Annotated in this window: 25 protein-coding genes and 1 pseudogene; 17 read left to right on the forward strand and 9 right to left on the reverse strand. The window is 67.6% G+C overall.

Annotated features, from left to right (window positions below):
* Positions 1-8 precede the first annotated feature (8 nt).
* From IB232_RS17430 to rsd, 4 genes are all read left to right on the forward strand, one after another.
* Entirely contained in the window at positions 9-1,166 is a 1,158-nt protein-coding gene (locus tag IB232_RS17430; RefSeq protein WP_318652284.1) for a uroporphyrinogen-III C-methyltransferase, read from the forward strand.
* Complete coding sequence (locus IB232_RS17435; protein WP_192399854.1) at positions 1,163-2,395, forward strand: heme biosynthesis HemY N-terminal domain-containing protein; 1,233 nt, start codon at positions 1,163-1,165, stop codon at positions 2,393-2,395. The genes IB232_RS17430 and IB232_RS17435 overlap by 4 nt, the downstream gene beginning before the upstream one ends.
* 122 nt (positions 2,396-2,517) lie before the next feature.
* Positions 2,518-3,009, forward strand: a complete 492-nt coding sequence (locus IB232_RS17440) for a disulfide bond formation protein B (RefSeq protein ID WP_192399855.1) — start codon at positions 2,518-2,520, stop codon at positions 3,007-3,009.
* A gap of 185 nt (positions 3,010-3,194) precedes the next feature.
* Positions 3,195-3,671, forward strand: a complete 477-nt coding sequence (gene rsd, locus IB232_RS17445; RefSeq protein ID WP_192399856.1) for a sigma D regulator — start codon at positions 3,195-3,197, stop codon at positions 3,669-3,671.
* Between the two features lie 63 nt (positions 3,672-3,734).
* Here rsd and IB232_RS17450 read toward each other — a convergent pair whose 3' ends face one another.
* Entirely contained in the window at positions 3,735-4,373 is a 639-nt protein-coding gene (locus IB232_RS17450; protein ID WP_192399857.1) for an FKBP-type peptidyl-prolyl cis-trans isomerase, read from the reverse strand.
* A 116-nt stretch (positions 4,374-4,489) separates the two neighbouring features.
* Here IB232_RS17450 and IB232_RS17455 point away from each other — a divergent pair, with 116 nt between their 5' ends.
* Entirely contained in the window at positions 4,490-5,650 is a 1,161-nt protein-coding gene (locus tag IB232_RS17455; RefSeq protein ID WP_192400070.1) for an AlgP family protein, read from the forward strand.
* Here IB232_RS17455 and IB232_RS17460 read toward each other — a convergent pair.
* Positions 5,647-6,090, reverse strand: a complete 444-nt coding sequence (locus tag IB232_RS17460) for a TIGR02444 family protein (protein WP_192399858.1) — start codon at positions 6,088-6,090, stop codon at positions 5,647-5,649. The two genes, IB232_RS17455 and IB232_RS17460, sit on opposite strands and share 4 nt — an antisense overlap.
* 50 nt (positions 6,091-6,140) lie before the next feature.
* On the opposite strand from IB232_RS17460, the gene IB232_RS17465 reads away from it, so the two are divergent.
* From IB232_RS17465 to IB232_RS17490, 6 genes and pseudogenes are all read left to right on the forward strand, one after another.
* Complete coding sequence (locus tag IB232_RS17465; RefSeq protein ID WP_192399859.1) at positions 6,141-8,051, forward strand: ATP-binding cassette domain-containing protein; 1,911 nt, start codon at positions 6,141-6,143, stop codon at positions 8,049-8,051.
* Positions 8,051-8,590 (forward strand): mechanosensitive ion channel family protein, encoded by a 540-nt coding sequence (locus tag IB232_RS17470; RefSeq protein WP_192399860.1) that lies wholly within the window; start codon positions 8,051-8,053, stop codon positions 8,588-8,590. Before IB232_RS17465 ends, IB232_RS17470 begins: the two co-directional genes overlap by 1 nt.
* Positions 8,591-8,623: 33 nt before the next feature.
* Positions 8,624-9,382 (forward strand): TerC family protein, encoded by a 759-nt coding sequence (locus IB232_RS17475; protein WP_192399861.1) that lies wholly within the window; start codon positions 8,624-8,626, stop codon positions 9,380-9,382.
* 74 nt (positions 9,383-9,456) lie between these two features.
* On the forward strand, positions 9,457-10,089 hold the full coding sequence (gene rhtB, locus IB232_RS17480; RefSeq protein WP_192399862.1) for a homoserine/homoserine lactone efflux protein: 633 nt from the start codon (positions 9,457-9,459) through the stop codon (positions 10,087-10,089).
* A 193-nt stretch (positions 10,090-10,282) separates the two neighbouring features.
* A pseudogene (locus IB232_RS17485) lies at positions 10,283-11,815 on the forward strand (FTR1 family protein); the annotation flags it as partial.
* 11 nt (positions 11,816-11,826) lie between these two features.
* Positions 11,827-12,276 carry a YaiI/YqxD family protein gene (locus tag IB232_RS17490; RefSeq protein ID WP_192399863.1) on the forward strand — a complete coding sequence of 150 codons (450 nt, stop codon included), beginning with the start codon at positions 11,827-11,829 and terminating at the stop codon, positions 12,274-12,276.
* Positions 12,277-12,356: 80 nt separating this feature from the next.
* Here IB232_RS17490 and IB232_RS17495 read toward each other — a convergent pair whose 3' ends face one another.
* Both IB232_RS17495 and elbB read right to left on the reverse strand, forming a co-directional pair.
* Entirely contained in the window at positions 12,357-12,821 is a 465-nt protein-coding gene (locus tag IB232_RS17495) for a thioesterase family protein (protein WP_192399864.1), read from the reverse strand.
* A 94-nt stretch (positions 12,822-12,915) separates the two neighbouring features.
* A complete protein-coding gene (gene elbB / locus IB232_RS17500) occupies positions 12,916-13,587 on the reverse strand; it encodes an isoprenoid biosynthesis glyoxalase ElbB (RefSeq protein WP_192399865.1) in 672 nt (223 codons plus the stop codon).
* Positions 13,588-13,759: 172 nt separating this feature from the next.
* Between elbB and IB232_RS17505 the strand changes: the two genes are divergently transcribed.
* From IB232_RS17505 to ppk1, 3 genes are all read left to right on the forward strand, one after another.
* Complete coding sequence (locus IB232_RS17505; RefSeq protein WP_192399866.1) at positions 13,760-14,989, forward strand: sterol desaturase family protein; 1,230 nt, start codon at positions 13,760-13,762, stop codon at positions 14,987-14,989.
* A 126-nt stretch (positions 14,990-15,115) separates the two neighbouring features.
* Positions 15,116-16,129 (forward strand): porphobilinogen synthase, encoded by a 1,014-nt coding sequence (gene hemB / locus IB232_RS17510; protein ID WP_192399867.1) that lies wholly within the window; start codon positions 15,116-15,118, stop codon positions 16,127-16,129.
* Between the two features lie 22 nt (positions 16,130-16,151).
* Entirely contained in the window at positions 16,152-18,368 is a 2,217-nt protein-coding gene (gene ppk1 / locus IB232_RS17515; protein ID WP_225592380.1) for a polyphosphate kinase 1, read from the forward strand.
* A gap of 147 nt (positions 18,369-18,515) precedes the next feature.
* Here ppk1 and IB232_RS17520 read toward each other — a convergent pair whose 3' ends face one another.
* The 3 genes from IB232_RS17520 to IB232_RS17530 all read right to left on the reverse strand — a co-directional run bounded on the left by IB232_RS17520 (position 18,516) and on the right by IB232_RS17530 (position 20,136).
* Complete coding sequence (locus tag IB232_RS17520; RefSeq protein WP_225592409.1) at positions 18,516-18,953, reverse strand: DUF4399 domain-containing protein; 438 nt, start codon at positions 18,951-18,953, stop codon at positions 18,516-18,518.
* Positions 18,954-19,027: 74 nt separating this feature from the next.
* Complete coding sequence (locus IB232_RS17525) at positions 19,028-19,525, reverse strand: DUF523 domain-containing protein (protein ID WP_192399869.1); 498 nt, start codon at positions 19,523-19,525, stop codon at positions 19,028-19,030.
* Positions 19,525-20,136 (reverse strand): 2OG-Fe(II) oxygenase, encoded by a 612-nt coding sequence (locus IB232_RS17530; protein WP_192399870.1) that lies wholly within the window; start codon positions 20,134-20,136, stop codon positions 19,525-19,527. The genes IB232_RS17525 and IB232_RS17530 overlap by 1 nt, the downstream gene beginning before the upstream one ends.
* Positions 20,137-20,199: 63 nt before the next feature.
* Here IB232_RS17530 and IB232_RS17535 point away from each other — a divergent pair, with 63 nt between their 5' ends.
* Complete coding sequence (locus IB232_RS17535; protein ID WP_192399871.1) at positions 20,200-20,967, forward strand: DUF2059 domain-containing protein; 768 nt, start codon at positions 20,200-20,202, stop codon at positions 20,965-20,967.
* Positions 20,968-21,058: 91 nt separating this feature from the next.
* On the opposite strand, the gene IB232_RS17540 is transcribed toward IB232_RS17535, so the two are convergent.
* Positions 21,059-22,000 carry an alpha/beta hydrolase gene (locus IB232_RS17540; RefSeq protein ID WP_192400072.1) on the reverse strand — a complete coding sequence of 314 codons (942 nt, stop codon included), beginning with the start codon at positions 21,998-22,000 and terminating at the stop codon, positions 21,059-21,061.
* Between the two features lie 110 nt (positions 22,001-22,110).
* On the opposite strand from IB232_RS17540, the gene IB232_RS17545 reads away from it, so the two are divergent.
* The gene (locus IB232_RS17545) at positions 22,111-22,677 is read left to right on the forward strand and encodes a DUF6436 domain-containing protein (RefSeq protein ID WP_192399872.1); all 567 of its coding nucleotides are present in this window, start codon (positions 22,111-22,113) and stop codon (positions 22,675-22,677) included.
* A gap of 40 nt (positions 22,678-22,717) precedes the next feature.
* Here IB232_RS17545 and IB232_RS17550 read toward each other — a convergent pair whose 3' ends face one another.
* A complete protein-coding gene (locus IB232_RS17550; protein ID WP_192399873.1) occupies positions 22,718-23,476 on the reverse strand; it encodes an NRDE family protein in 759 nt (252 codons plus the stop codon).
* A 120-nt stretch (positions 23,477-23,596) separates the two neighbouring features.
* Here IB232_RS17550 and IB232_RS17555 point away from each other — a divergent pair, with 120 nt between their 5' ends.
* Positions 23,597-24,379 carry a sulfite exporter TauE/SafE family protein gene (locus IB232_RS17555; protein ID WP_192399874.1) on the forward strand — a complete coding sequence of 261 codons (783 nt, stop codon included), beginning with the start codon at positions 23,597-23,599 and terminating at the stop codon, positions 24,377-24,379.
* The last annotated feature ends 5 nt before the right edge of the window (positions 24,380-24,384 follow it).

The raw sequence follows: 24,384 nt of genomic DNA on the forward strand, positions 1-24,384 counted from the left end.
AAGGACACGTGAGCGAAACAGCCCCGCAGATCAGCGAACAGACCCCGCAAACCCAGATCGACCAGCCGCCGCTGGCCGTCGCGCCTAAGGCCAAAGGCCGTGGCCCGGCCTGGCTGGCGCTGCTGGTTGGCCTGGCCGCCCTCGGTGCGGGAGGTTGGAGTGCCTGGCAGCTGTATCAACAGCAAGGCCAGGCCGCGCGGCAGCTGGCGCAGTTCCAGCAAGCCGGAGAAGCCGCCCAGGCGCGGGTGAAGGCCAGCGAGGAGCACGTCGCCAAACGCCTGGCCGGCTTGCCGACGGCGGACGAACTGGCCACCCAGCGCGACCTGCTGGTGAGCCTGCAGGGCGAGCAGCAGCGCCTGGCCCAGGGCCTTTCCGGCCTGCTCGGCAAGAGCCGCGAGGACTGGCGCCTGGCCGAGGCCGAGCACCTGCTGCGCCTGGCCATGCTGCGCCTCTCCGCGTTGCAGGACGTGGACAGCGCCGTGGCCCTGGTACAGGGCGCCGACGATATTCTGCGCGCGCAGAACGACCCGCAGGCCTTCGCCGCCCGCGGCGAGCTGATCAAGGTGCTGGAGGCATTGCGCAGCCTGCCCCAGGTGGACCGCAGCGGTCTGTTCCTGCAACTGGCCGCCCTGCGTGGCCAGGTCGCCCAGCTGCAGATGCTGGCCCCCGAATACATCCTGCCGGCGGAAGTGCAGAGCAGCGTCAACGCCAGTGACAGCAGTCGCTGGGAGGCGCTGTGGGAGGAGTTGTCGCGCTACGTGCGCATCGACCTGCACGCCGACCAGGACGTGCGCCCGCAGCTGGCCGGGCAGAGCCTGGCGCAGGTGCGCCTGACCCTGGCCCTGGCCCTGGAGCAGGCCCAGTGGGGTGCGCTGAATGGCGAGCAGGAGGTCTATCGCCAGGCCCTGGCTTCCGCCAGCGAGGTGCTGGACAGCTACTTCGATCGCGACAACCAGGCCGTGCAGGCCATGCAGAAGCGCATCGGCGAGCTGAGCAGCCAGAAAGTGGTCGCCAGCATGCCCAGGCTGGATGACGCCCTGACCGGCCTGCAGGCCTACCTCAAGCGTCGCGAAGCCGCCGAGCTGATGCCCGAGGCCGCAGCCGAGCCTGAAGTCGAGCCCGCGCTCGAACCCGATGTCGAGGCGATCGAGGAGGGCGGGCAATGATTCGCGCCGCTCTGCTGCTGGTCCTGGTGGTGGCCGCCGCCACCGCGCTCGGCCTGGCCATCGTCGAACACAGCGGCTACGTGCTGATTGCCTGGAAAGGCCTGCGCTACGAGTCCAGCCTGTGGGTGTTCCTGCTGCTGATCGTGGTCGGCGTGCTGCTGCTGTGGACGCTGCGCTGGCTGGTGCGTCTGCTGCTGGTGTCCGGCGGGCTGGTCAACCCCTGGTCGCGCCGCCAGCGCGGCCGTCGTCAGCAACTGGCCGCCGACAAGGGCCTGCTCGACCTGATCGAGGGCCGCTGGGAGCGCGCCGTGCGCCACCTGCGCCTGGCCGCCGAAGGCGAGCGTCAGCCGCTGATGTATTACCTGGGGGCGGCACGCGCGGCGCACAAGCTGGGCCGTGTGGAAGAGAGCGAGGAGCTGCTGGAACAGGCCCTGCGGCGCCAGCCCCAGGCCGAGTTGGCGATCGCCCTGACTCATGCCGAGCTGCAGCGCGATCAGGGCAATCTGCAGGGCGCGTTAGACACTCTGCAGGCCATGCGCGAGCGCCATCCGCGTCATCACCTGGTGCTGGAGCAGCTGCAACGCACCCTGGTCGAGCGCGGTGATTGGGCGGCGCTGCTCGATTTGCTGCCGGAGCTGCGCAAGACCAAGGTGCTGGAAGGCGAGGCGCTGGCCGAGCTGGAGCGCAAAGTGTGGATCGCCCGCCTGCAGGCTGCTGGCGAACAGGGGCTGAACCAGGGGGAGGTCGCCCTGCAGCCGCTCACCGCGGCCTGGCAGCAGTTGTCCTCGGCGCAGCGCCAGGATGCCGAACTGCTCCTGGCCTATGCCGGCCAGCTGCGTGCGCTGGGGGCTCAGGAGGAGGCCGAGGAAGTCCTGCGCAAAGCCCTCAAGCAGGGCTACGACGCGCGCCTGATGCGTCTCTACGGCCAGCTGCGCGGCCGCGATCCGGCGCGTCAGCTGCAGACGGCCGAGGGCCTGCTCAAGCAGCACCCGCAGGACCCGCTGCTGCTGCTAAGCCTGGGCCGTCTGTGCCTGCAGAACGGCCTGTGGGGCAAGGCCCGCGAGTACTTCGAGATCAGTCTGGAGTTCTCCCGCAGCGCCGAGACCTGTGCCGAGCTGGCGCGCCTGCTGGCCAGCCAGGGCGACGCCGAAGGCAGCAACCGCCTGCTGCAGGAGATGCTGGTGTTGCAGGGCCAGCGCCTGCCTCAGTTGCCGCAACCCGCACACTAGTGGATCAGCCGCTCGGCTGACGTGCGGCGCCCTGTCGCTGACGGGGCGCCTGCCGGTGCCTTGAAAGGCCGGTCAGCTTTCCTCTACCGTAGGCGCCTTTCTCGCCCCGCATCGGAGTTCCCATGGCGCTGGCCACCCCGCGTACCCTGTTCCTGCTCGCCTTCCTCGGCTGCCTGGCCCTGATGGGCGGAGCCCTCTACCTGGAGCATGCGGTCGGCCTGAACCCCTGCCCGATGTGCATCGTTCAGCGCGTGTTCGTCATCCTCTTCGCCTTGGTCTGCCTGACCGCCGCCATCCACGGCCCGGCGCGAACCGGGCAGCGTGTGTACGCCGTGCTGGCCCTGCTGTTCGCCGCCGGCGGTGCCGGTACCGCGGCGCGCCAGGTGTGGCTGCAAAGCGTGCCGGCCGATCAACTGGAGGCCTGCCTGCCGAGCCTGGAGTTCATGATGGAGGCGCTGCCGCTGCAGGAAATCGTGCGCCTGGTGTTCCATGGCACCGCCGATTGCGCCGAAGTGACCTGGACCCTGTTCGGCCTGAGCGTGCCGGAGTGGAGCCTGCTGGCCTTCATCGGCATGATCCTGTTCGCGCTGTTCCAGCTGCTACGTCGCCGCTGAAGCGGGTCTGAGTTTTTCCGCTCGGCATGACTTGATGCCCGCGTCGAGTGGGCATACTCTGGCCCTACGTCTCGCCAGTAATCCGCCGTTTTCGGCGAGGCCTTCCCCGAGAACCCGCGAGCTGACAATAAAATGTCTCGGGGCTGGCGTATTCAGCATTCACCAGTAAGGGAAGTGAGGACATCATGCTCGAGAGCTGCCAGAACGCCCAGGAACGCTGGGGCGGTGTACACCAGCTGATCGACCGCTGGCTGCAGGAACGTCATGAGCTGGTGAGCGCTTTCGGTGGGCTCTGCGACAAACCTCAGGGCGTCGCTAACAACACTCAGGACGTGCAGCGCTTCTGCGAAATTCTGGTGGACTATGTCTCCGCCGGGCACTTCGAGGTCTACGAGCAGCTCACCGTCGAGGCCAAGGCCTTCGGCGACCAGCGCGGCCTCGAACTGGCCAAGCAGATCTACCCGCGCATCGAAGCCATCACCGAAGTAGCGCTGGCCTTCAATGATCGCTGTGACAACGGCGATTGCCGCGACGCCGCCTCTCTCAATGCCGAACTGAAACGCCTCGGGCAGCTGCTGCACGAGCGCTTCGAACTGGAAGACTGCCTGATCGAAGTGCTGCACAACTCTCATCAGCACCAGGTCACCGCGACCCCGATCTGAACAGTGATCCGCACAAAAAAGCCGCCTCTTCAGGCGGCTTTTTTCATGGCCTGGCGATCACCATCAGTCGGCCACATCCAGCAGTTCCACCTCGAACACCAGAGGCGCGTTCGGCGGAATCAAATCGCCTGCGCCTTCTTCGCCATAGGCCTGCGCGGCGGGAATCACCACGCGCCAGCGCGCGCCGATCGGCATCTGCCGCAGTGCCGTTTGCCAGCCGGGAATCAGCGCGTTGAGACGGAACCATTGCGCGCCTTCGCTCTGGTCGAACAGGCTTCCATCGGCCAGCTCGCCGCGATAACTCACCTTCACCCGACTGCTCGCCGATGGCTTGCGTCCGCTGCCCGCGCGTAGCTCTCGCACCAGTACGCCGCCCTCCAGTTCGCGCACGCCGTACTGGGATTTTTCTTTGGCGAAGAAGCGCCCCTCGGCCATTCGCGTCTGCTCTTCGCGGCTCTGCGCCATGTGTTGTTCGTGGGCTTCGAGCAGGGCGTCGATGCGCTCCGGCGGCAGCCGCAGAGCCTCGCCACGATAGGCCTGGCGCAGGCCCTGGAGCAGGGCATCCAGCGGCAGGTTCGGCACTTCGCCGTGCAGTCTTTCGCCCAGGCGCGCCCCCAGGCTGTAGGCCAGATCCTCGTCCTGATTCGCGGCCGGCGACAGGGCGGGAAGCAGGCACAACAGCAACAACGAATGACGCAACATGGTGGAAGTCTCCGCAGAATTTGTCGGCGATTATGCCTGTTGCCGAAGCGGGTGCTAGCGACCGGCGAGTCAGCCGTCTAGTATGGGGAGCACCAACGTCCGTTAGGAGGCACGCCATGCCGACCAACAATAAGAAGTCCGTCAGCACCCCTTTGCATCTGCTTCAGCAACTCTCCCATAGCCTGCTCGAACATTTGGAAAAGGCCTGCGCGCAAGCTCTGGTCGACGCCGAAGAACTGCTCACCAAACTGGAAAAGCAGCGCGGCAAGGCGCAAGAAAAACTCCACGAGACTCGCACCAAACTGCAGGACGCTGCCAAGGCCGGAAAGGCCAAGGCGCAGGACAAGGCCAAGGCCGCCGTGGCCGAGCTGGAAGACCTGCTCGCCAGCCTCAAGACCCGCCAGGCCGAGACCCGCGCCTACATCGTGCAGCTCAAGCGTGATGCCCAGGAGAGCCTGAAGCTCGCCCAGGGCGTAGGCAAGGTACGTGAGGCGGCGAACAAGGCACTCAGCAGCCGCGCCGTCGCCAAGTCTGTCGTGAAGCCGGCAGCCAAACCGGCGGCGAAGAAGGCCGCCGCCAAACCCGTTGCCAAGGCTGCGGCCAAACCTGCCGCCAAGGCCGCTGCGAAGCCAGCCGCTAAGCCTGCAGCAAAAGCCGCAGCGAAACCGGCCAGCAAAGCCGCCGCCAAACCTGCCGCCAAGACTGCGGCGAAACCGGCTGCCAAACCGGCCGCGAAGAAGGCCGCCAGTGCCGCAAAACCCGCCGCCAAGCCAGTCGCCAAATCAGCCGCTAAGCCCGCTGCTAAACCTGCTGCGAAGAGCGCTGCCAAACCAGCGGCCAAGCCGGCCGCGAAAGCCGCAGCAAAACCTGCTGCTAAACCGGCCGCCAAGGCCCCGGCCAAACCGGCTGCTGCCAAGGCTCCGGCCAAGGCGGCTGCCGCCAAGCCGGCCGCGAAGCCAGCAGCCAAACCAGCTGCCAAAGCTACAGCGAAACCCGCGGCCAAGCCCGCAGCGGCAAAACCTGCAGCAGCCAAGCCAGCGGTAAAAGCTGCGGCCAAGCCTGCCGCCAAACCGGCTGCAAAACCTGCGGCGAAACCCGCCGTGAAGAAGCCGGTCGCGGCCAAGCCTGCGGTTGCCAAGCCTTCCGCCAAGCCAGTAGCCAAACCCGCGGCCAAGCCCGCAGCAGCGAAACCGGCCGCACCGGCCAGCGCCGCCACGCCGACTCCTGCGCCTGTCGCTCCGGTCGCCGGCAACGGCACCACCCCGCCCGGCGTCTAAGCCGGATCGGCCGCGGCGCGCAGCAGCTCGCGCGCGTCGTGGTCATCTACCAGCTGCTCCAACCAGGCCACGGCTTCGTCCGTGGCCTGCCATTTCTGCGCTACCCCTTCCAGTCGCCTGAGCAGTTCCTGCTCGGCCTCCAGCTCCAGTGCCTTCACCTGTGCGCGCAGCCGCGCCTGGGCCGGGTCGTTCACGCTAGCGGTCTTCCAGCCACGCCGCAGTTCGCGCAAGGGCTGCACCACCTGGCGCTGCCACGGCTCGGCGATGCCGCGTAGCTGTTCAAGGCGCTGCGTGTCGCAGGCAACTCGCCGCTGCTCCAACCACAGCGCGCAGAGCAGCAGGCAGACATCGGCACCTTCGCCCTGCAGGCGCAGGCAGGTCTGTTCCACGCCGGGACGCGCGTAGCAATAACTGGCAAAACTCCACAGGTCAGACGGCATGCGGCTCTCCGGGCTATGGTGGGGCGAAGCTGGTAGACTCCGCCGCCATCATGATTCGACTGCTCAATCTTACTCTGCAACGTGGCCCGCAACGCCTGCTCGAAGGCGCCGAGCTGACCCTGCACGCCGGCCAGAAGGTCGGTCTCATCGGTGCCAATGGCGCCGGCAAATCCAGCCTGTTCGCCTTGCTGCGCGGCGAGCTGGGGCCGGACGCCGGCGACTGCCTGCTGCCGGCCGACTGGCGCATCGCCCATATGCGCCAGGAGGTGGACAACCTCGAACGCCTGGCCACGGACTATGTGCTCGACGGCGACGCCCAGCTGCGCGCCATCCAGGCCGAGCTGAGCAAGGCCGAGGCGGCGCATGACGGCAGCGCCATCGCCCGCCTGCACACCGAACTGGACAACGCCCAGGGCTACACGGCCGATGCCCGTGCGCGCAAGCTGCTGGCCGGACTGGGCTTCACCGCCGAGCAGATGGACAAGCGTGTCGGCGACTTCTCCGGTGGCTGGCGCATGCGCCTCAACCTGGCCCAGGCGCTGATGTGCCCATCCGAGCTGCTGCTGCTCGACGAGCCGACCAACCACCTGGACCTCGACGCCATCCTCTGGCTGGAGGAGTGGCTGAAGAACTACCCCGGCACCCTGCTGCTGATCTCCCACGACCGCGACTTCCTCGACGCCGTGGTCGACCATGTGGGGCACCTGGAGCAGCAGAAGCTGACCCTCTATCGCGGTGGCTACTCGGCCTTCGAACGCACCCGCGCCGAACGCCTGGCCCAGCAGCAGCAGGCGTACGAGAAGCAGCAGGCGCAGCGCGCGCACATGGAAAAGTACATCGCCCGCTTCAAGGCCCAGGCCACCAAGGCGCGCCAGGCGCAGAGCCGCATCAAGGCCCTGGAGCGCCTGGAGGAACTGGCGCCGGCGCATGTCGATTCGCCGTTCGACTTCGTCTTCCGCGAGGCCGACAAGGTCTCCAGCCCGCTGCTCAACCTGTCCGAGGCGCGCCTCGGCTATGGCGACAAGACGGTGCTGGACAAGGTCAAGCTGAGCCTCGCCCCCGGCGCTCGCATCGGCCTGCTCGGCCCCAACGGTGCGGGCAAGTCGACCCTGATCAAGACCCTGGCCGGTGATCTCACCGTGCTCGATGGCAGCCTGGCGCGCGGCGAGAACCTGGCCATCGGCTACTTCGCCCAGCACCAGCTCGATGCCCTCGACCCCAAGGCCAGCCCGTTGCTGCACGTGCAACGCCTGGCGCCGAGCGAGCGCGAGCAGACCCTGCGCGACTTCCTCGGCGGCTTCGACTTCCGCGGTCCGCGCTGCGACGAGCCGGTGCTGAACTTCTCCGGTGGTGAGAAGGCGCGCCTGGCCCTGGCGCTGATCGCCTGGCAGAAGCCCAACCTGCTGCTGCTCGACGAACCGACCAACCACCTGGACCTGGAAATGCGCCTGGCGCTGACCATGGCCCTGCAGGATTTCGCCGGCGCCGTGCTGGTGGTGTCACATGATCGCCACCTGCTGAAGAGCACCACCGACGAGTTCATGCTGGTCGCCGATGGCCGCATCCAGCCGTTCGATGGCGATCTCGACGACTACGCCCGCTGGCTGATCGACTACCGTGCCCGGCAGCAGCCGCAGAGCACGACTGCGCCGAATGCGGACAAGACCGACAAGCGCGCCCAGCGCCAGGCCGCTGCCGCACTGCGCCAGCAACTCGCCCCGCACAAGCGCGAGGCGGAGAAGCTGGAGAAGGAACTGGGCAAGGTCCACGACAAGCTTGCCGCCATCGAGGAAAAGCTCGGCGACAGCAGCCTGTACGAGGCGGCGCGCAAGGACGAGCTGCGTGAACTGCTGGCCGAACAGACGCGTCTGAAGGGCACCGAGGCCGAGCTGGAAGAGGCTTGGCTGCTGGCCCTGGAAACCCTCGAAGAGCTGCAGCGCCAACTGGAGGAAGCCGACTGATGGAAGAGCTGGATCTGCTCGCTGCCTGGCGCGAGCCGCTGGTGGTCGCCGCGCAGATACTGCTGATCCTGGTGCTGGCCTGGCTGGCCCAGCGCATCGTCACTCGCGGCATCACCGGGCTGGGCTCGCGCTACAGCCTGCTGCCGCCGGAGATCCTGCTGCCGCTGCGCGGCCTGTTGCGCTGGCTGATCGTCGGCAGCGCGGCGATGCTGGTGCTGGAGCGCCTGGGCGTATCCGCCGAAGTGCTGTGGGCCGCCCTGACCGGCTTCGCCGCCGTCGCCGCGGTGGCCTTCTTTGCCATCTGGAGCGTGCTCTCCAACATGTTCTGTGCCCTGCTGATCTTCAGCATGGGGCCGTTCCGCATCGGCGACACGGTCGAGCTGCTCGACAGCGGCGACAAGCCCGGCATCAAGGGCCGGGTCATCGGCGTCAACCTGTTCTACACCACCCTGGAAGACCACGGCGCGGACGCCAGCGGCGGCCTGCTGCAAGTGCCCAACAGCCTGTTCTTCCAGAAGACCGTGCGCCGCTGGCGCTAACTCTTTTTCTCACTCTCACGGAGCATCCCGCAGATGGAATGGCTGACCAGCCCGGAAATCTGGGTCGCATTTCTGACCCTGACCGCCTTGGAAATCGTCCTCGGTATCGACAACATCATCTTCATCTCGATCCTGGTCAGCCGCCTGCCGGCAGCCCAGCAGCCGGAGGCGCGCTTCTTCGGCCTGGCCCTGGCGATGGGCACGCGCATCCTGCTGCTGCTGTCGATCACCTGGGTCATGCAGCTCACCAACGACCTGTTCCAGCTGTTCGGCCAGGGCATTTCCGGGCGTGATCTGATTCTGTTCTTCGGCGGCCTGTTCCTGCTGTTCAAGAGCACCATGGAAATCTTCCACAGCCTGGAGGGTGCCGAAGAGGCGCAGCAGAACGGCGGCAAGGCCCGCGGCTTCATGGGCATCATCATCCAGATCGCCATCATCGACATCGTCTTCAGTCTGGACTCGGTGATCACCGCCGTCGGCCTGGTGCAGCACGTGCCGGTGATGGTCGCGGCCATCGTCATCTCGGTCCTGGTGATGATGCTGTCCGCCAGCACCATCAGCGCCTTCATCGACAAGCATCCGTCGCTGAAGATTCTCGCCCTGTCGTTCCTCATCGTGGTCGGCACCGTGCTGATCGCCGAGGCCTTCGAGGTCCATGTGCCGAAGGGCTACGTCTACTTCGCCATGGCCTTCTCCCTGGCGGTGGAGGCGATCAACATTCGCATCCGTGGCGCCATGGCGCGGCGCAGGGACAGCGAACCGGTACAGTTGCGCAAGGGTTCGCCGGACTGACTGATACTGGGCAGCATTGAAGCGGAGGGGTAGGCTGAAAGGCCTGCCCCTTTTGCTTTTCCGAGGTATCCGCCATGGCACTCGAAACCTGGCTCGCTTTCTTCGTCGCCTGCTGGGTGATCAGCCTGTCGCCGGGTGCCGGCGCCATCGCCTCGATGTCCAGCGGCCTGCAATACGGCTTCTGGCGCGGCTACTGGAACGCCCTCGGCCTGCAGATCGGCCTGGCCCTGCAGATCGCCATCGTCGCCGCCGGCGTCGGTGCGATTCTTTCGGCCTCGGCGCTGGCCTTCAGTCTGATCAAGTGGTTCGGCGTGGCCTACCTGGTGTGGCTGGCCATCGCCCAGTGGCGCGCGCTGCCCAGCGACCTGGCCACCGGCGCCGCCGAGCGTCCCATCGGCCGGCCGCTGACCCTGGTGCTGCGCGGCTTCTTGGTCAATGCCAGCAACCCCAAGGCCGTGGTTTTCATGCTCGCCGTGCTGCCGCAGTTCATCCATCCGCAGGAGCCGCTAGTGCCGCAGTACCTGATCATGGGTGCGACCATGATCGTGGTCGACCTGATCGTCATGGCCGGCTACACCGGCCTTGCCTCCCGTGTGCTGCGCGCCCTGCGCACGCCGCGCCAGCAGCGCCTGCTGAACCGCACCTTCGCCGGCCTGTTCGTCGGCGCTGCGGCGTTGCTGGCCACGGTGCGCCGCGCACCGGTGTAAGCGACTCGAACAGACTGTTCGAGTTGTTGTTACAGGATGTGTCGGTTTCTGCTTGAGTGAAATCGTTAGCCAGGCAACAATTCGCATTCCGCTCTTCCGGGATGCCCCGATGTCTGTCCTTCGCCTCCTGCGTTTCTGCCTGCTGCCCCTGCTCATGCTGGGCAGCCTGGCCGCCCTGGCCCAGCCCGCCGTGCCGGCCATTACTCCCGATCCGAGCCGCGGCGCGCCGCTCTACGCGCAACATTGCGCCGTCTGCCACGGCGACGCCGGTGCCGGTGACGGCCCCGCCGCCCTGGGCCTGGAACCGCCGCCCGGCGATCTGCGCGACAGTGCGCGGCTGGACCGCCTGAGCCTGCAAGACCTGTTCGCCGTCATCGGCCAGGGCAGGGACGGCAGCGACATGCCGGCCTTCGCCGACCAGCTGGATGAGCGCCAGCGCTGGGACCTGGCCAGCTATATCGCCGGTTTCTCCGCCGCGCCGGTTGCGGCCGCGAGCAAGCCGTTCGCCTTGGCCGACCTGGCCGGCAAGACTCCGGCCGAAGTCGCCGCGAGTGGTGGCGATGTCGCCGCCTTCCGCGCCCAGCGCGCGCACCCGCCGCTGCAGCAGCGCGGCCCGGGCGAGCTGATCGAGCACACCCGCAGCACGCTGCAACAGAGCCTGCAGGCCTATCGCACCGGCGAGCACGAGCAGGCCTTCGATCTTTCCGTCGGCGCCTATCTGGAAGGCTTCGAGCTGGTCGAGAGCGCCCTCGACAACCTTGACCCGCAGCAGCGCAAGACCACCGAGAAGGCGCTGATGGCCTACCGGCAAGGGCTGCAGGATGGAGCCACGGTCGCGCAGGCGGAGCAGGCCCTGGCCGTCGCCACGGCCGAGCTGGACAAGTCCGCCGCGCTGCTCGCCGACGGCGCGATGGGCGACTCGCTGAGTTTCTTCTCCAGCCTGCTGATCCTCCTGCGCGAAGGCCTGGAGGCGATCCTGGTGCTGGCGGCGATCCTCGCCTTCCTGCGCAACACCGGTCAGCAACAGGCTGCACGCAGCGTGCACGTCGGCTGGGGCCTGGCGCTGCTGGCCGGCTTCGCCACCTGGGCGGTGGCGGCCTACCTGATCGATATCAGCGGCGCCCAGCGCGAACTGCTGGAAGGCGCCACCGCGCTGTTCGCCAGCGTGGTGCTGCTGTGGGTCGGCGTGTGGATGCACGACCGCCGGCATGCGGCGGCCTGGCAGGACTACATCAAGAGCAGCCTGGTCGGCGGTGGTGGGCGATTTGGCTTCGCCGTGCTGGCGTTCTTCTCGGTCTATCGCGAGCTGTTCGAGGTCATCCTGTTCTACGAAACCCTCTGGCTACAGGCCGGCCCGGCCGGCCACGGCATGGTGCTGGCCGGCGCCGCCTGCGCCCTGGTGCTGCTTATAGGCCTGGCCTGGGTGATCCTGCACGGCTCGCGCAAGCTGCCGCTGGCCGCCTTCTTCAGCGCCAACGCGGTGCTGCTGTGCGTACTCTCGGTGGTATTCGCCGGCCACGGCGTGGCGGCCCTGCAGGAAGCCGGCGTGCTCGGCACGCGGCCGGTGGCGTTCTTCGAGTTCGACTGGCTGGGCATCCACGCCGACGCCTGGAGCCTCTCCGCGCAGGCCCTGGCCCTGGCCGGCATCGCCACCCTCTATGGGCGCAGCTGGCTGGGCGAGCGGCGCCGCGCCGCAGCGGCTAACATGCCGGCCTCCTCCGAATAAGAGTGCCGAAGATGCGTGTGTGGATCGACGCCGATGCCTGCCCTCGCCTGGCCCGCGACCAGTTGGTGAAGTTCGCCCTCAAACGCGGCTTCGAGGTGGTGCTGGTGGCCGGGCAGGCTGTGGCCCGGCCGAACTTCGCCTGCGTGAAGCTGGTGGTGGTGCCGAGCGGCCCGGATGCGGCTGACGATTATCTGGTCGAGCACGCCGTGCCCGGCGAGCTGGTGATCTGCAGCGATATTCCGCTGGCCGACCGCCTGGTGAAGAAGGGCGTGGCGGCGCTGGACCCGCGCGGTCGCGAGTTCGACGAGCGCAACATGGGCGACAAGCTGGCCACCCGCAACCTGTTCGCCGATCTGCGTGACCAGGGCCAGATGGGCGGCGGTCAGGCGGCCTACTCGGAGAAGGACCGCCAGGCCTTCGCCAATGCACTGGATCGGATTCTTACTCGGCTGATGCGGTAGGAGCGAGCTCTGCTCGCGAAGCCAGGCCAGCGTAAAGATTCGCGAGCAGAGGGCTAGGCGCCGCCCTCGCTCCTACAAGATCAGCCGCACAGATAAGTGCCGGTACCCACCGCCACCAGGGTGCCGTCGTCGCTGTGCAGTTCGGTGCGCACCACCGCCACCTTGTTACCCGAGCGCAGCAGCACTGCCGTTGCAGTGAAGGCCTGGCCGCGACCGGGGCGCAGGTAGTCGACGCGCAGGTCGATGGTGCCGAGCTTGGCCAGTCGTGCCATGCGCTCGGGTGCCGGCAGGTGCTGGTGGCGTTCGAAGGCGCCGATCAGCGCCATGGCGCCACCGGCCACGTCGAGCAGCGAGGAGATCACCCCGCCGTGGAGGATGCCTTGGACGAAGTTGCCGATCAGCTCGGGCTTCATCGGCAGGCTCATCACCACCTTGTCGACGCTCAGCTGTTCCAGGCGAATGCCCAGTACCTGGTTGAAGGGGATGCGCTGGAAGAAGCTGGCGACGGCGTCGCGCAGCTCGGTGGTGAGTTCGAAGGGTTGCATGGGGCGCTCTGTCCTGCGGGTCGAGGCCCCACGCTGCCGAAGTTCGACGGCGCTGGCCAGGGGCGCGGCGGGTGTGCCGCGCACTATGGCCGTATCAGCCTTGCGCCGGCTGGGCCAGCTCCAGCACGCGGTCGACCAGCTTGTTGATGCCGGCGGCGGCCTCGGCGATGGACTCGGCGAGCATGTAGGCCGGGGTGGTAACCAGCTTGCGCTCGGCGTCCTCGACTATGTCCTCCACCGTGCATTCGATGTGCTGGCCACCCATGGCGGTGAGGCCGGCGACGGCAGGATCGTCCTCGGCGCCCAGGGTACAGGTCACGCCTTCGCCGTAGATCTTCGCCGCCAGGGCCGGGGCAATGCAGATCAGCCCCACCGGCTTGCCGGCTTGGGCGAAGGCCTGGGCGGCGGCCAGTACGTCCGGCTGCACGCTGCAGCCGGCGCCTTCCACGGCGAAGTTGGAGAGGTTCTTGGCTACGCCGAAACCGCCCGGCAGGATCAGCGCATCGAACTGCTCGGCCTGCAGCTCGCGCACGTCCATCACGTCGCCACGGGCGATGCGCGCCGCTTCGGTCAGCACGTTGCGGCTCTCCGGCATTTCCTCGCCGGTGAGGTGGTTGATCACGTGCATTTGCGCGATGTTGGGGGCGAAGCACTGCACCTGGGCGCCACGCTGATCCAGGCGCAGCAGGGTGATCACGCTTTCGTGGATTTCCGCGCCGTCATAGACGCCACAGCCGGAAAGGATGACCGCGACTCGTTTGTGCATGCTGTTCTCCATTGGCCAAGCAATAAGTCGATGTCCCAGTGTCGCCGATCGCCCGACACAGCGTCGAGCGACGGCATGTCGCCAAATGCCACCCGGGCTGGCATTCGCCGCCGCGAGTGGTCGGGCGGGCAGGAATAGGATCAGCTTAGGTCAACCTGTGCAGTGCCGAACCATGAACCTGATCCTGCTCGCCGTACCCTTCTTCTTCCTGCTCATCATCGCCGAGCTGATCACCGATCGCGTGCGCGGGGTGAGCACCTACCGCCTGGCCGACTCGCTGAACAGCCTCAGCGCCGGTGTGCTGTCTCAGGCCAGTGGCCTGCTGAGCAAGGCCATCGCCGTGCTCGGATACGCCTTCGCCTACGAGCACCTGCACCTGACCGTGTTGCCGGACGAGCCCTGGGTCTGGGTGCTGGCCTTCTTCGCCTACGACCTCTGTTACTACTGGAGCCACCGCATCGGCCATGAGCGCAATGTGTTCTGGGCCTCCCACGTGGTGCACCACCAGAGCGAGGACTACAACCTCTCCACCGCCCTGCGCCAGACCAGCACCGGCTTCCTGCTGAGCTGGATCTTCTACCTGCCGATGGCCCTGGCCGGCATCCCGCCGGTGGTGTTCGTCACCGTCGGCGCGTTCAACCTGCTCTACCAGTACTGGGTGCATACCCGTCACATACCCAAGCTGGGCTGGTTCGAGTGGTTCTTCATCACGCCGTCAAACCACCGCGTGCACCATGCGCAGAACCCTATCTACATGGACCGTAACTACGGAGGCGTGTTCATCCTTTGGGATCGTCTGTTCGGCACCTTCCAGGAGGAGCTGGACGAGCATCCGGTGGTGTTCGGCGTGAGCGTGCCGCTGCGCAGCTGGAATCCGCTGTGGGCCAATGTGCAGTTCTACGTGCAGCTGTGGCGCGATGCGCGGCGCGCCGAGTCCTGGTGGGACAAGCTGCGCATCTGGTTCATGCCCACCGGCTGGCGCCCGGCCGATGTGGCGGCGCGTTATCCGATCGAAAAGCCGGACCTGGCCGCCTTCCGCAAGTTCGACGTGCCGCTGAGCCGCGGCCAGAAGCTTTACGCCGGCCTGCAGTTCGCCAGCTACGTGGCGGGTACCAGCTGGTTGTTGGCGATGGCGGCGCAGCAGGGCCTCGGCGTGCTGGCCGGCGCCTGGCTGTGGGTGGCCTTCGGTCTGTACTGCATCGGTACCTGGCTGGAGAACCGCCCGTTCGCCCGTTCGCTGGAGGTGCTGCGCCTGGGGCTCAACCTGCCGGCGCTGTTCTGGGCCCAGCAGGTCGGCCTGATCGGCGGCGGTAGCCTGTCCTGGGCGCTGCTGGCGGCCTGGAGTCTGGGCAGCCTGATCTGGCTGTGCTGGCCGCGCGGTGAGCAGACGCAAGTCGCCTGATCGCCACCGCTGGCGACGACGGAACTGCGGCTGCCCGTCGCAGTCTGGGTGTGGCAGTCATTATTTGGTCATAATGGCCGGGTACAACTGTCACACTCGCCCGCCGTGCGGGTTCTGGAGTCCGTCGTGAGCTTTACCCCCGCCAATCGCCTGTTCCCCGCTACCCGCCTGCGTCGCAACCGTCGCGACGAATTTTCCCGTCGCCTGGTGCGCGAGAACGTGCTGACCACCGACGACCTGATCCTGCCGGTGTTCGTCCTCGACGGCGACAATCGCCGCGAGGCGATTCCCTCGATGCCGGGCGTCGAACGCCTGTCCATCGACCTGCTGCTGCAGGAAGCGGAGCGCTGGGTGGAGCTGGGCATTCCGGCCCTGGCGCTGTTCCCGGTGACCCCGCTGGAGAAGAAATCCCTCGACGGCAGCGAGGCCTGGAACCCGGACGGCATCGCCCAGCGCGCGATCCGCGCTCTGCGCGCCAAGTTCCCGGAGCTGGGGGTGATCAGCGATGTGGCCCTCGACCCGTTCACCACCCACGGCCAGGACGGCATCCTCGATGACTCCGGCTACGTGATGAACGATGTGACCGTCGACGCCCTGGTCAAGCAGGCCCTGTCGCATGCCGAGGCCGGTGCCCAGGTGGTGGCCCCGTCGGACATGATGGACGGCCGCGTGCAGGCGATCCGCGAGGCCCTGGAACTGGCCGATCACCCCAACGTGCGGATCATGGCCTACTCGGCCAAGTACGCCAGCGCCTACTACGGCCCGTTCCGCGACGCGGTCGGCTCGGCGGCCAACCTGGGCAAGGCCAACAAGGCCAGCTACCAGATGGACCCGGCCAACGGCGACGAGGCCCTGCACGAGGTGGCGGCGGACCTGGCCGAAGGCGCCGACATGGTCATGGTCAAGCCAGGCATGCCCTACCTGGACATCCTGCAGCGGGTGAAAAGTGAATTCCGCGTGCCGACCTTCGTCTACCAGGTCAGTGGCGAGTACGCCATGCACATGGCGGCGATCCAAAACGGCTGGCTGAGCGAGGCGGTGATCCTCGAATCGCTGACCGCTTTCAAACGCGCCGGCGCCGATGGCATCCTCACTTACTTCGCCGTGCGTGCGGCAGAACTCTTGAACGCGGGGCGCTGAGCCGCCCCAGGGAAGCAAGGCAATGAATACCGAGGGACTCAGCAACAAGCAGATCGCCGACGCCCAGCTCGAGGCCGAGCCGCAGGCACCGGTGGAGGTCGTGGCCGAGGTGGTCGTTGCACCGGTGGTGGAGCCCGAGCCGGCCCCCGCCCCGATACCGCCGATCCCCGGTCTGGATGACAGCAGCCTGTACATCCACCGCGAGCTGTCGCAGCTGCAGTTCAATATCCGCGTGCTGGAGCAGGCACTGGACGAGTCCTATCCGCTGCTCGAGCGGCTCAAGTTCCTGCTGATCTTCTCCAGCAACCTCGACGAGTTCTTCGAGATCCGCGTCGCCGGGTTGAAGAAGCAGATCAACTTCGCCCGCGAGCAGGCCGGCGCCGACGGCCTGCTGCCGAGCCAGGTGCTGGCGCGCATCTCCGAGATCGCCCACGAGCAGGTCGACCGCCAGTACGCGCTGCTCAACGACGTGCTGCTGCCGGAGCTGGCCAAGCACCAGGTCAACTTCATCCGCCGGCGCTACTGGACCACCAAGCTGAAGACTTGGGTGCGCCGCTATTTCCGCGACGAGATCGCGCCGATCATCACGCCGATCGGCCTAGACCCGACGCACCCGTTCCCGCTGCTGGTGAACAAGAGCCTCAACTTCATCGTCGAGCTGGAGGGCGTCGACGCCTTCGGCCGCGACTCCGGTCTGGCCATCATCCCGGCACCGCGCTTGCTGCCGCGGATCATCCGCGTGCCGGAGGAAGTGGGCGGGGCAGGGGACAACTACGTGTTCCTCTCCTCGATGATCCACGCCCACGCCGACGACCTGTTCCCCGGTATGAAGGTCAAGGGCTGCTACCAGTTCCGCCTGACCCGTAACGCCGACCTGTCGGTGGACACCGAGGACGTCGAGGACCTGGCCCGCGCGCTGCGTGGCGAGCTGTTCAGCCGCCGCTACGGCGACGCCGTGCGCCTGGAGGTGGCCGAGACCTGCCCTGCGCAGCTGTCCGACTACCTGCTCAAGCAGTTCAACCTGAGCGAGAGCGAGCTGTACCGGGTCAACGGTCCGGTCAACCTGACCCGCCTATTCAGCATCACCGGGCTGGAAAGCCACCCGGAGCTGCAGCACGCTCCCTTCACCCCGGTGATCCCTAAGCTGCTGCAGAATGCCGAGAACATTTTCAGCGTGGTCGGCAAGCAGGACATCCTGCTGATGCACCCCTTCGAGTCCTTCACTCCGGTGGTCGACCTGCTGCGCCAGGCGGCGAAAGACCCGCACGTGCTGGCGATCAAGCAGACCCTGTACCGCTCCGGGGCCAACTCGGAGATAGTCGATGCCCTGGTCGAGGCGGCGCGCAGCGGCAAGGAGGTCACCGCGGTGATCGAACTGCGCGCGCGCTTCGACGAGGAATCCAACCTGCAGCTGGCCAGCCGCCTGCAGGCCGCCGGTGCGGTGGTGATCTACGGCGTGGTCGGTTTCAAGACCCACGCCAAGATGATGCTGATCCTGCGCCGTGAGAACGGTGAGCTGCGCCGCTACGCGCACCTCGGCACCGGCAACTACCACGCTGGCAACGCCAAGCTGTACACCGACTACAGCCTGCTGACCGCCGACGAGGCGCTCGGTGAGGATGTGTCCAAGCTTTTCAACCAGCTGATCGGCATGGGCAAGACCCTGCGCATGAAGAAGCTGCTGCACGCGCCCTTCACCCTGAAGAAGACCCTGCTCGACATGATCGCCCGCGAGGCGCAGTTCGCCAGCGAGGGCAAGCCGGCGCACATCATGGCCAAGGTCAATTCGCTGACCGATCCGAAGATCATTCGCGCGCTATACAAGGCCAGCCAGATGGGTGTGCGCATCGACCTGGTGGTGCGCGGCATGTGCTGCCTGCGTCCCGGCGTGCCGGGGGTGTCGCACAACATCCAGGTGCGCTCGATCGTCGGCCGCTTCCTCGAGCACAGCCGCATCTACTACTTCGGCAACGGCGGCGACGAGCAGCTGTTCCTCTCCAGCGCCGACTGGATGGAGCGCAACCTCGACAAGCGCGTGGAGACCTGCTTCCCGATGGAGGGCAAGAAGCTCATCACCCGGGTCAAGAAGGAGCTGGAAAGCTACCTGTCCGACAACACCCAGGCCTGGGTGCTGCAGCCGGACGGCCGTTACCTACGCCTCAGCCCGTTCGGCAACGCCAATCCGCGCAACGCCCAGGCGGCGCTGCTGGACAAGCTCACCGCGCCGCAGGTGCGCTGAGTAACGGCTCCACCTGAAGAAGCGCCGCGATGCTCATGCAGGATCGCGGCGTTTTTTGCTCAAGGCAAACCGTAGGAGCGAGCTCTGCTCGCGAATCGACCCCTGAAGAGCTTCGCGAGCAGAGCTCGTTGCTACATGCGGTATGCCTCACTGCACCGTGATGGTGATTCTGCTCGAGATCACCGGCGGGTCCAGCGGCACGTGGTTCTTGTCGCCGACCAGCAGCTGCAGGGTGTGGGTGCCCGGCGGCAGGCTCAGTTCGGTCTCGGTCTGGCCCTTGCCGAAATGCAGGATCTTCTCGGTCGCCGGCAAAGGCACATCCGGCAGCGGCAGGGTGTCCACGTCCACCAGCAGATGATGGTGGCCGGTGGCGGGGAAGTCGACGCCGGCGGGCGCCACGCCCATGCCCTTGAGGCCGAACTTGACGCTGAAGGTCTGGCCGACGCTGGCACCGTCGGCTGGCTCGATGAAGTACACCTCGGCTCCCGGCGGCGCCGGCAGTTGCGGCACCGCATTCTCGGCCAGCGCCGACAGCGGTGTGCACAGCAGGGCGCACAGGCCCAAGGTACGTAGGGAGTTACGCAGGGAGGGACGCATGGCAGGCTCCTTTCGCGGTGGTCCTGCACTGACCTTAGTGCGCGGGCGCGGCACCTGCCCGGTCAGTCGTCGTGCTGCTCCAGGCGCGCCAGCTCGGCGGCGGCCTCGGCCAGCTGGGTTTCGTTGAACACCCGCACGCCGGCGCGGCGCAGCAGGGCGGCGGTCACCCCTTCGCCCGCGACCAGGCTGCCACTGAAGCTGCCGTCGTAGTTGTGGGTGTTGCCGCACGAGGGGCTGCGTGCCTTGAGCACGGCCACCCGCAGGCCGTGCTGCTGGACCAGGCGTAGGGCGATCTCGGCGCCGGCGACGAATTCCGCGGTGACATCCTCACCGCTGCCGGTCAGCACCGGCAGGCGGCCATCCAGCACTTCACCGCCTTGCCCGCCGGGGATTTCCGCGGGCGGCCGCGGCGTGGGCAGGCCGCCGGCCACTTCCGGGCACAGGGCGACGATGCGGCCTTCGTCCTGCCAGCGCTGCAGCAGGTCGTAGGGCCCGTGGGCGCCGCCGTCGTAGCGCACCTTGTGGCCGAGCAGGCAGCGGCTGACCAGCAGCTTTTCCATCAGGCACGCCTCCTGAACCAGCCCGTCAGCGACAGGCGCTCGCGGGTCGCCGGCAGCACTTCGTGGGGCAGCTCGGCGGAGATGAACAGCACCAGGGTGCCGGCGGTGGGCAGCACGTCCAACTCGGCGCCGTCCTGCGGGTAGAGGCGCAGGGCGCCGCCCTGGTCGTCCTGCCAGTCGTCGTTGAGGTAGTAGACGGCGGACACGGTGCGGCGATCATCGTCGCGGAAGCGGTCCAGATGCTTCTGGTAGAAGGCGCCCGGCGGATACAGGGCGAAGTGGCTCTCGTAATCTTCCAGGCCCAGGTAGAACGCCTGGTTGAGGGCCTGGCGCAGCTCGTCCATGGCCTGCAGGTACTGGTCGCAGGCCGCGCTCTGGCCGGGTTCCAGCCACTGGATGCTGTCGCCGCGGATGCCTTCGCGTACCGCCAGGCCCTGGCCGCGACCGACGCCGGCCGGGCTCAGCGCGCCATTCTGCGCGCGGCTGTGGCACTCGGCGGCCAGTTCGCGGGTCAGAGACTGCGGCAGGGCATGCGCCTGCCGCGACCAGCCCTGGCTGGCGAGGTCGTCGATGATCTGCGGCAGGAGCCGCTGCAGGTGCTGGTCGTTCATGCGCCGATTCTACCAGCGCCGCCTGCGGGCCCCTACAATAGCCGCGCCAGACAGGAGTTATTCATGCGCGCCGTTTTTGCTCTGTTCATGCTGCTATGCAGCTTCGCCGTTTCCGCCGATGACCATGCCCGCCTCTACCAGGCCGCCGGCTGGCCCGAGCAGCGCGCGCATTTCGGCGAGGCGCTCAAGCTTGCCCAGCAGCGCTACCAGGGCACCTTGCCGCCGGCGGTGTTCCAGGCCCTGGTGACCAACAGCAACCGTCGTTTCGAACCGGCCGCCATGGACCAGCGCGCCCAGGCCGCGCTGCGCACGGCGCTGGCCGATCCGCTGCCGGCGCTGCAGTTCTTCGAGTCGCCGCTGGGCAAACGCGTGGTCGCCGCCGAGGTCCGCGCCAGCGCCCGTGATCAGCTGACCGCCCACGCCAACGGCCTGCCGCCGGTGCAGGCCGATGCCACCCGCCGCCTGTTGATCCGCCATCTGGCCCAGGTCGTGCCGGCCACCGAGGCCGGTGCCGAGGTCAGCCTGGCCCTGGCCGGTGTCGCGGCGGACAGCCTGAGTTCGATGGTGCCCGGGCTGTTCGGCGGCGACCAGGCGCAGATGCTGGTGCAGAGCCAGCGCGAGCGGCTGATGCAGCAGATCGAGGCGGATATCGACAATACCCTGCTGCACGTCTATCGCGACCTGTCTGATCCGGAGCTGGACGAGTTCGTCGCCTTCGCCGAGTCGCCGGCCGGCAAGGCCTACTATCAGGCCGCCGTGGCCGCCCTGCGCGCGGGACTCGCGGCGGGGCAGAGCGAGCAGAATATCCAGCCGGCCCAGCAGGGCATCTGACGTTCACTGCCAGCTACGTAGTCCCGTAGCCCGGATAAGATCCGGGGCACAGCCAGCGCCGTCCTCGGATTGCATCCGGGCTACCAGGTGATTAGCGCAGGCGCTCGCTGAGGAAGGCGAAGTACTCGCGGCGAATGCCTTCGCTCTCGTTGACCAGATGGTGGCGGGCGCCGGGGATGCGCAGGATTTCCGGCTGGTCGAACTTGGCCTGCAGCACCTGCAGGTTGTGCCGCCAGTCCACCGTCATGTCCGCCTCGCCCTGCACCACCAGCGGTCGCAACGGGCTGCGCGGGGCCTTCTCCAGGCGCGGAATCCACTTGGCCAGGGCGCCGACCCAGGCGGTCGGCAGGTTGCGCGGCTGCAGCGGGTCGCGGTTCTGCAGGAAGTCGAGGAACTCGGCGTCGCTGGAGTTGGCCGAGAAACGCCGGGGAATCTCGCGGCGGAACGGGCCGATCAGGTGGTAGCTGAGCTTGGACAGACCCCAGGCCCGCGGCCTTACCAGCGGCGCCAGAAGAATGGTGGCGCCGGGTTCCGGGCGCGGCTCGCCGAGCAGCAGGAAGTCCAGCAGGATGGCGCCGCCGGTGCTCTGTCCACAGAGATGCCAGGGCTGAGGCAGGTCGAGGCTGGCGGCCTCGGCGAACAGGCACTGCAGGGTGCGCTGGTAGGCGGAGAAGTCATCGATACTGGCGCGTGCGCCTTCGGACAGACCGTGGCCGGGCAGGTCGCAGGCCAGCACGGCGAGGTTCTCGCTCAGGGCCCAGTCGACCACGTGGCGGTAGAGACCCATATGGTCGTAGTAGCCGTGCAGCAGGATCAGCGTGGCCTTGGGTTCCGCCGGCGCCCATAGCTGCGCCACCAGGTTCAGCCCGTCGCACTCGAAGCGCCCCAGGCGGCTGCGTACCCCGGCGTGCTGCGGCAGATCCAGGCCGTAGTAGCGCTGGTAGGCCAGGGCCTCGTCCGCCAGGGGCGCGGTGGCCGCGGCCAAGGGTCGCAGGCCGGCGCGCAGGCGCTCGGGCTGGAAGGGCTCTGGCAGGGTCTGGGGCATGGCGGTCATGGCGTCTTCGGCGGTTATGAGGGACAGCCGATATTCAGCTGTCGGGCGCGGCGTGGCAAGCTAGGCACCTTTTCTCCGTACCGCCGATCATGTCCCCGCGTCGCAAAGCCATTCTCGCCAGCCTCGTCGCCATCCTCTGGCTGGGCGCCATGCTGGCCGCCTTCTGGTGGTTCCAGGCCCGCTACATTCGCCCCTTCGAGGCGCGCACCGAGCTGTTCTCGGGCGCCGAGCTGCGCCTGCCGGCCGAGCTGGCCGGGCCGGGGCCGATCCGCCTGGTGCACTTCTGGGACCCGGGCTGCCCGTGCAATGTCGGCAACCAGCAGCATCTTGGCGAGCTGGTGCAGGCTTACTCGGGGCGCGGTGTGCAGTTCTACGCGCTGCAGAAGGCCGGCAGCCACGGCCGCCTGCCGGACAACCTGCAGGCGCTTCAGCCCCTGGCCGAACTGCCCGGCAGCGAGCGGCTGCCAGCCAGCCCGGCCGTGGCGATCTGGGACCAGCAGGGCCGCCTGGCCTACTTCGGCCCCTACAGCGAAGGCGCGTTGTGCACCTCCAGCAACAGCTTCATCGAGCCGATCATCGAGGCGCTGCTAGCCGGCCGGCCGGTGCGTGCCGACAGCAATCTGGCCGTGGGCTGTTTCTGCGACTGGCAGGACTGAGCGCCTGCCTGCGCTCAGCGGATCGTAAACAGGTTCTGACCTACTCCTGCGGCCCCAGGCGCAGGTCCACCTCGCCGAGCAGCTCGCCGCCGCTGCCGAAGCTACGTTCCACCAGGCGCACGCGGCCGTCGCCGTGCAGCACCAGGGCGCTGCTGGCGCGGGTGCCGTAGCCGGGCCCGACGATGAATACGGTGGCCAGCAGCATCTCCCAGTCGACGCCGACGCCGGTATCCGGCAACAGCACTCGTGGCGGTTGCTGGCGGTCGCCGAGCAGCGCCAGCAGGTTGGCCGGCTGCGGATCGTCGAGGGTGTTGGCCAGCGCCGCCGTGGAGCGCAGCACCTTGGGCCATGGCGTATCCAGGTCGGCGTTGGAAAGGCCGTAGAGGCCGGGCATCAGGCGGCGGATCTCGCCTAGCTCGGAGTTGAAGAAGTAAAGGGCGCGGCGGTCGCCGAGCAGCAGGTTGAAACCGCTGTAGTGCTCGAGCCGGGGTTTCAGCTCGGCGAGGAAGGCTTCGGGGTCCTGCTCGCCGCGCAGGAACTGCAGCGGCAGCTCGCCGCGCGAGCGTTCGCCGCGGGGCTGGCGGGGGTCGCGGATGTTGGTCAGGGCGGCGAAGCGGCCCTCGGCCGTCACACCCAGCCAGGTGCCGCCGGCCAGCAGGTCGCGGCCGGCATAGACGCCAGGCGCCTCTTCCCACTCAGCCAGTGGCAGGGTGGCTCGCTCGTAGAACTCATCACGGTTGGCGGCCAGTACCAGCGGCTGCGGGTGTCCGGGGCGCCAGGCGAATACGATCAGGCACATACCACCTCCAAGGCCTGTGGTCAGGTGCCAGGAGTCTAACAAAGAGCTAGGCGTCCATCGCCTCGGCTGGAGGGCAGGGTGCCCATCCGTTACCATGCCGCTTCGTTTTCGGGGGACTCCATGGAATTCCTGCTCTATCTGCTGCTCGGCGCGGCGGCCGGGGTGCTGGCCGGGCTGTTCGGTGTCGGCGGCGGCATCATCATCGTGCCGGTGCTGGTATTCAGCTTCACCGCCCAGGGCTTCGATCAGGCGATCCTCACCCACCTGGCGGTGGGCACTTCGCTGGCCACCATCATCTTCACCTCGATCAACTCGGTGCTCGAGCACCAGCGCAAGGGCGCCGTGCTGTGGCCGGTGTTCACCTGGATGGCTGTGGGCATCCTGCTCGGCGCCGCCCTCGGCTCGCTCACCGCAGCGGCCATCCAGGGCCCGCTGCTGCAGAAGATCATCGGCGTGTTCGCCATCGTCATCGCCATCCAGATGGGCCTGGGTCTGAAACCCAAGGCCAGTCGCGCGGTCCCAGGCAAGCCCGGGCTGACGGTGGCTGGCGCGGTGATCGGCTGGGCCTCGGCGATCTTCGGCATCGGCGGCGGTTCGCTGACCGTGCCGTTCCTCACCTGGCGCAGCGTGCCCATGCAGCAGGCGGTGGCAACTTCATCGGCCTGCGGCCTGCCGATCGCCGTGGCCAGCGCCCTGAGCTTCATGGTCCTGGGCTGGAACGAGGCGCACCTGCCGCAATGGAGCCTGGGCTTCGTCTACCTGCCGGCGCTGGCCGGCATCGCCATCACCAGCATGTTCTTCGCCCGCCTCGGCGCGCGCCTGGCGCACCGCCTGCCGGCCGCCGTACTGAAACGACTGTTCGCCCTGCTGCTGTTGTGCGTGGGCGTGAGCTTCCTGATCTAAGGAGT

The organism is Pseudomonas sp. PDM15 (genome assembly GCF_014851565.1).
GTDB lineage: Bacteria > Pseudomonadota > Gammaproteobacteria > Pseudomonadales > Pseudomonadaceae > Aquipseudomonas.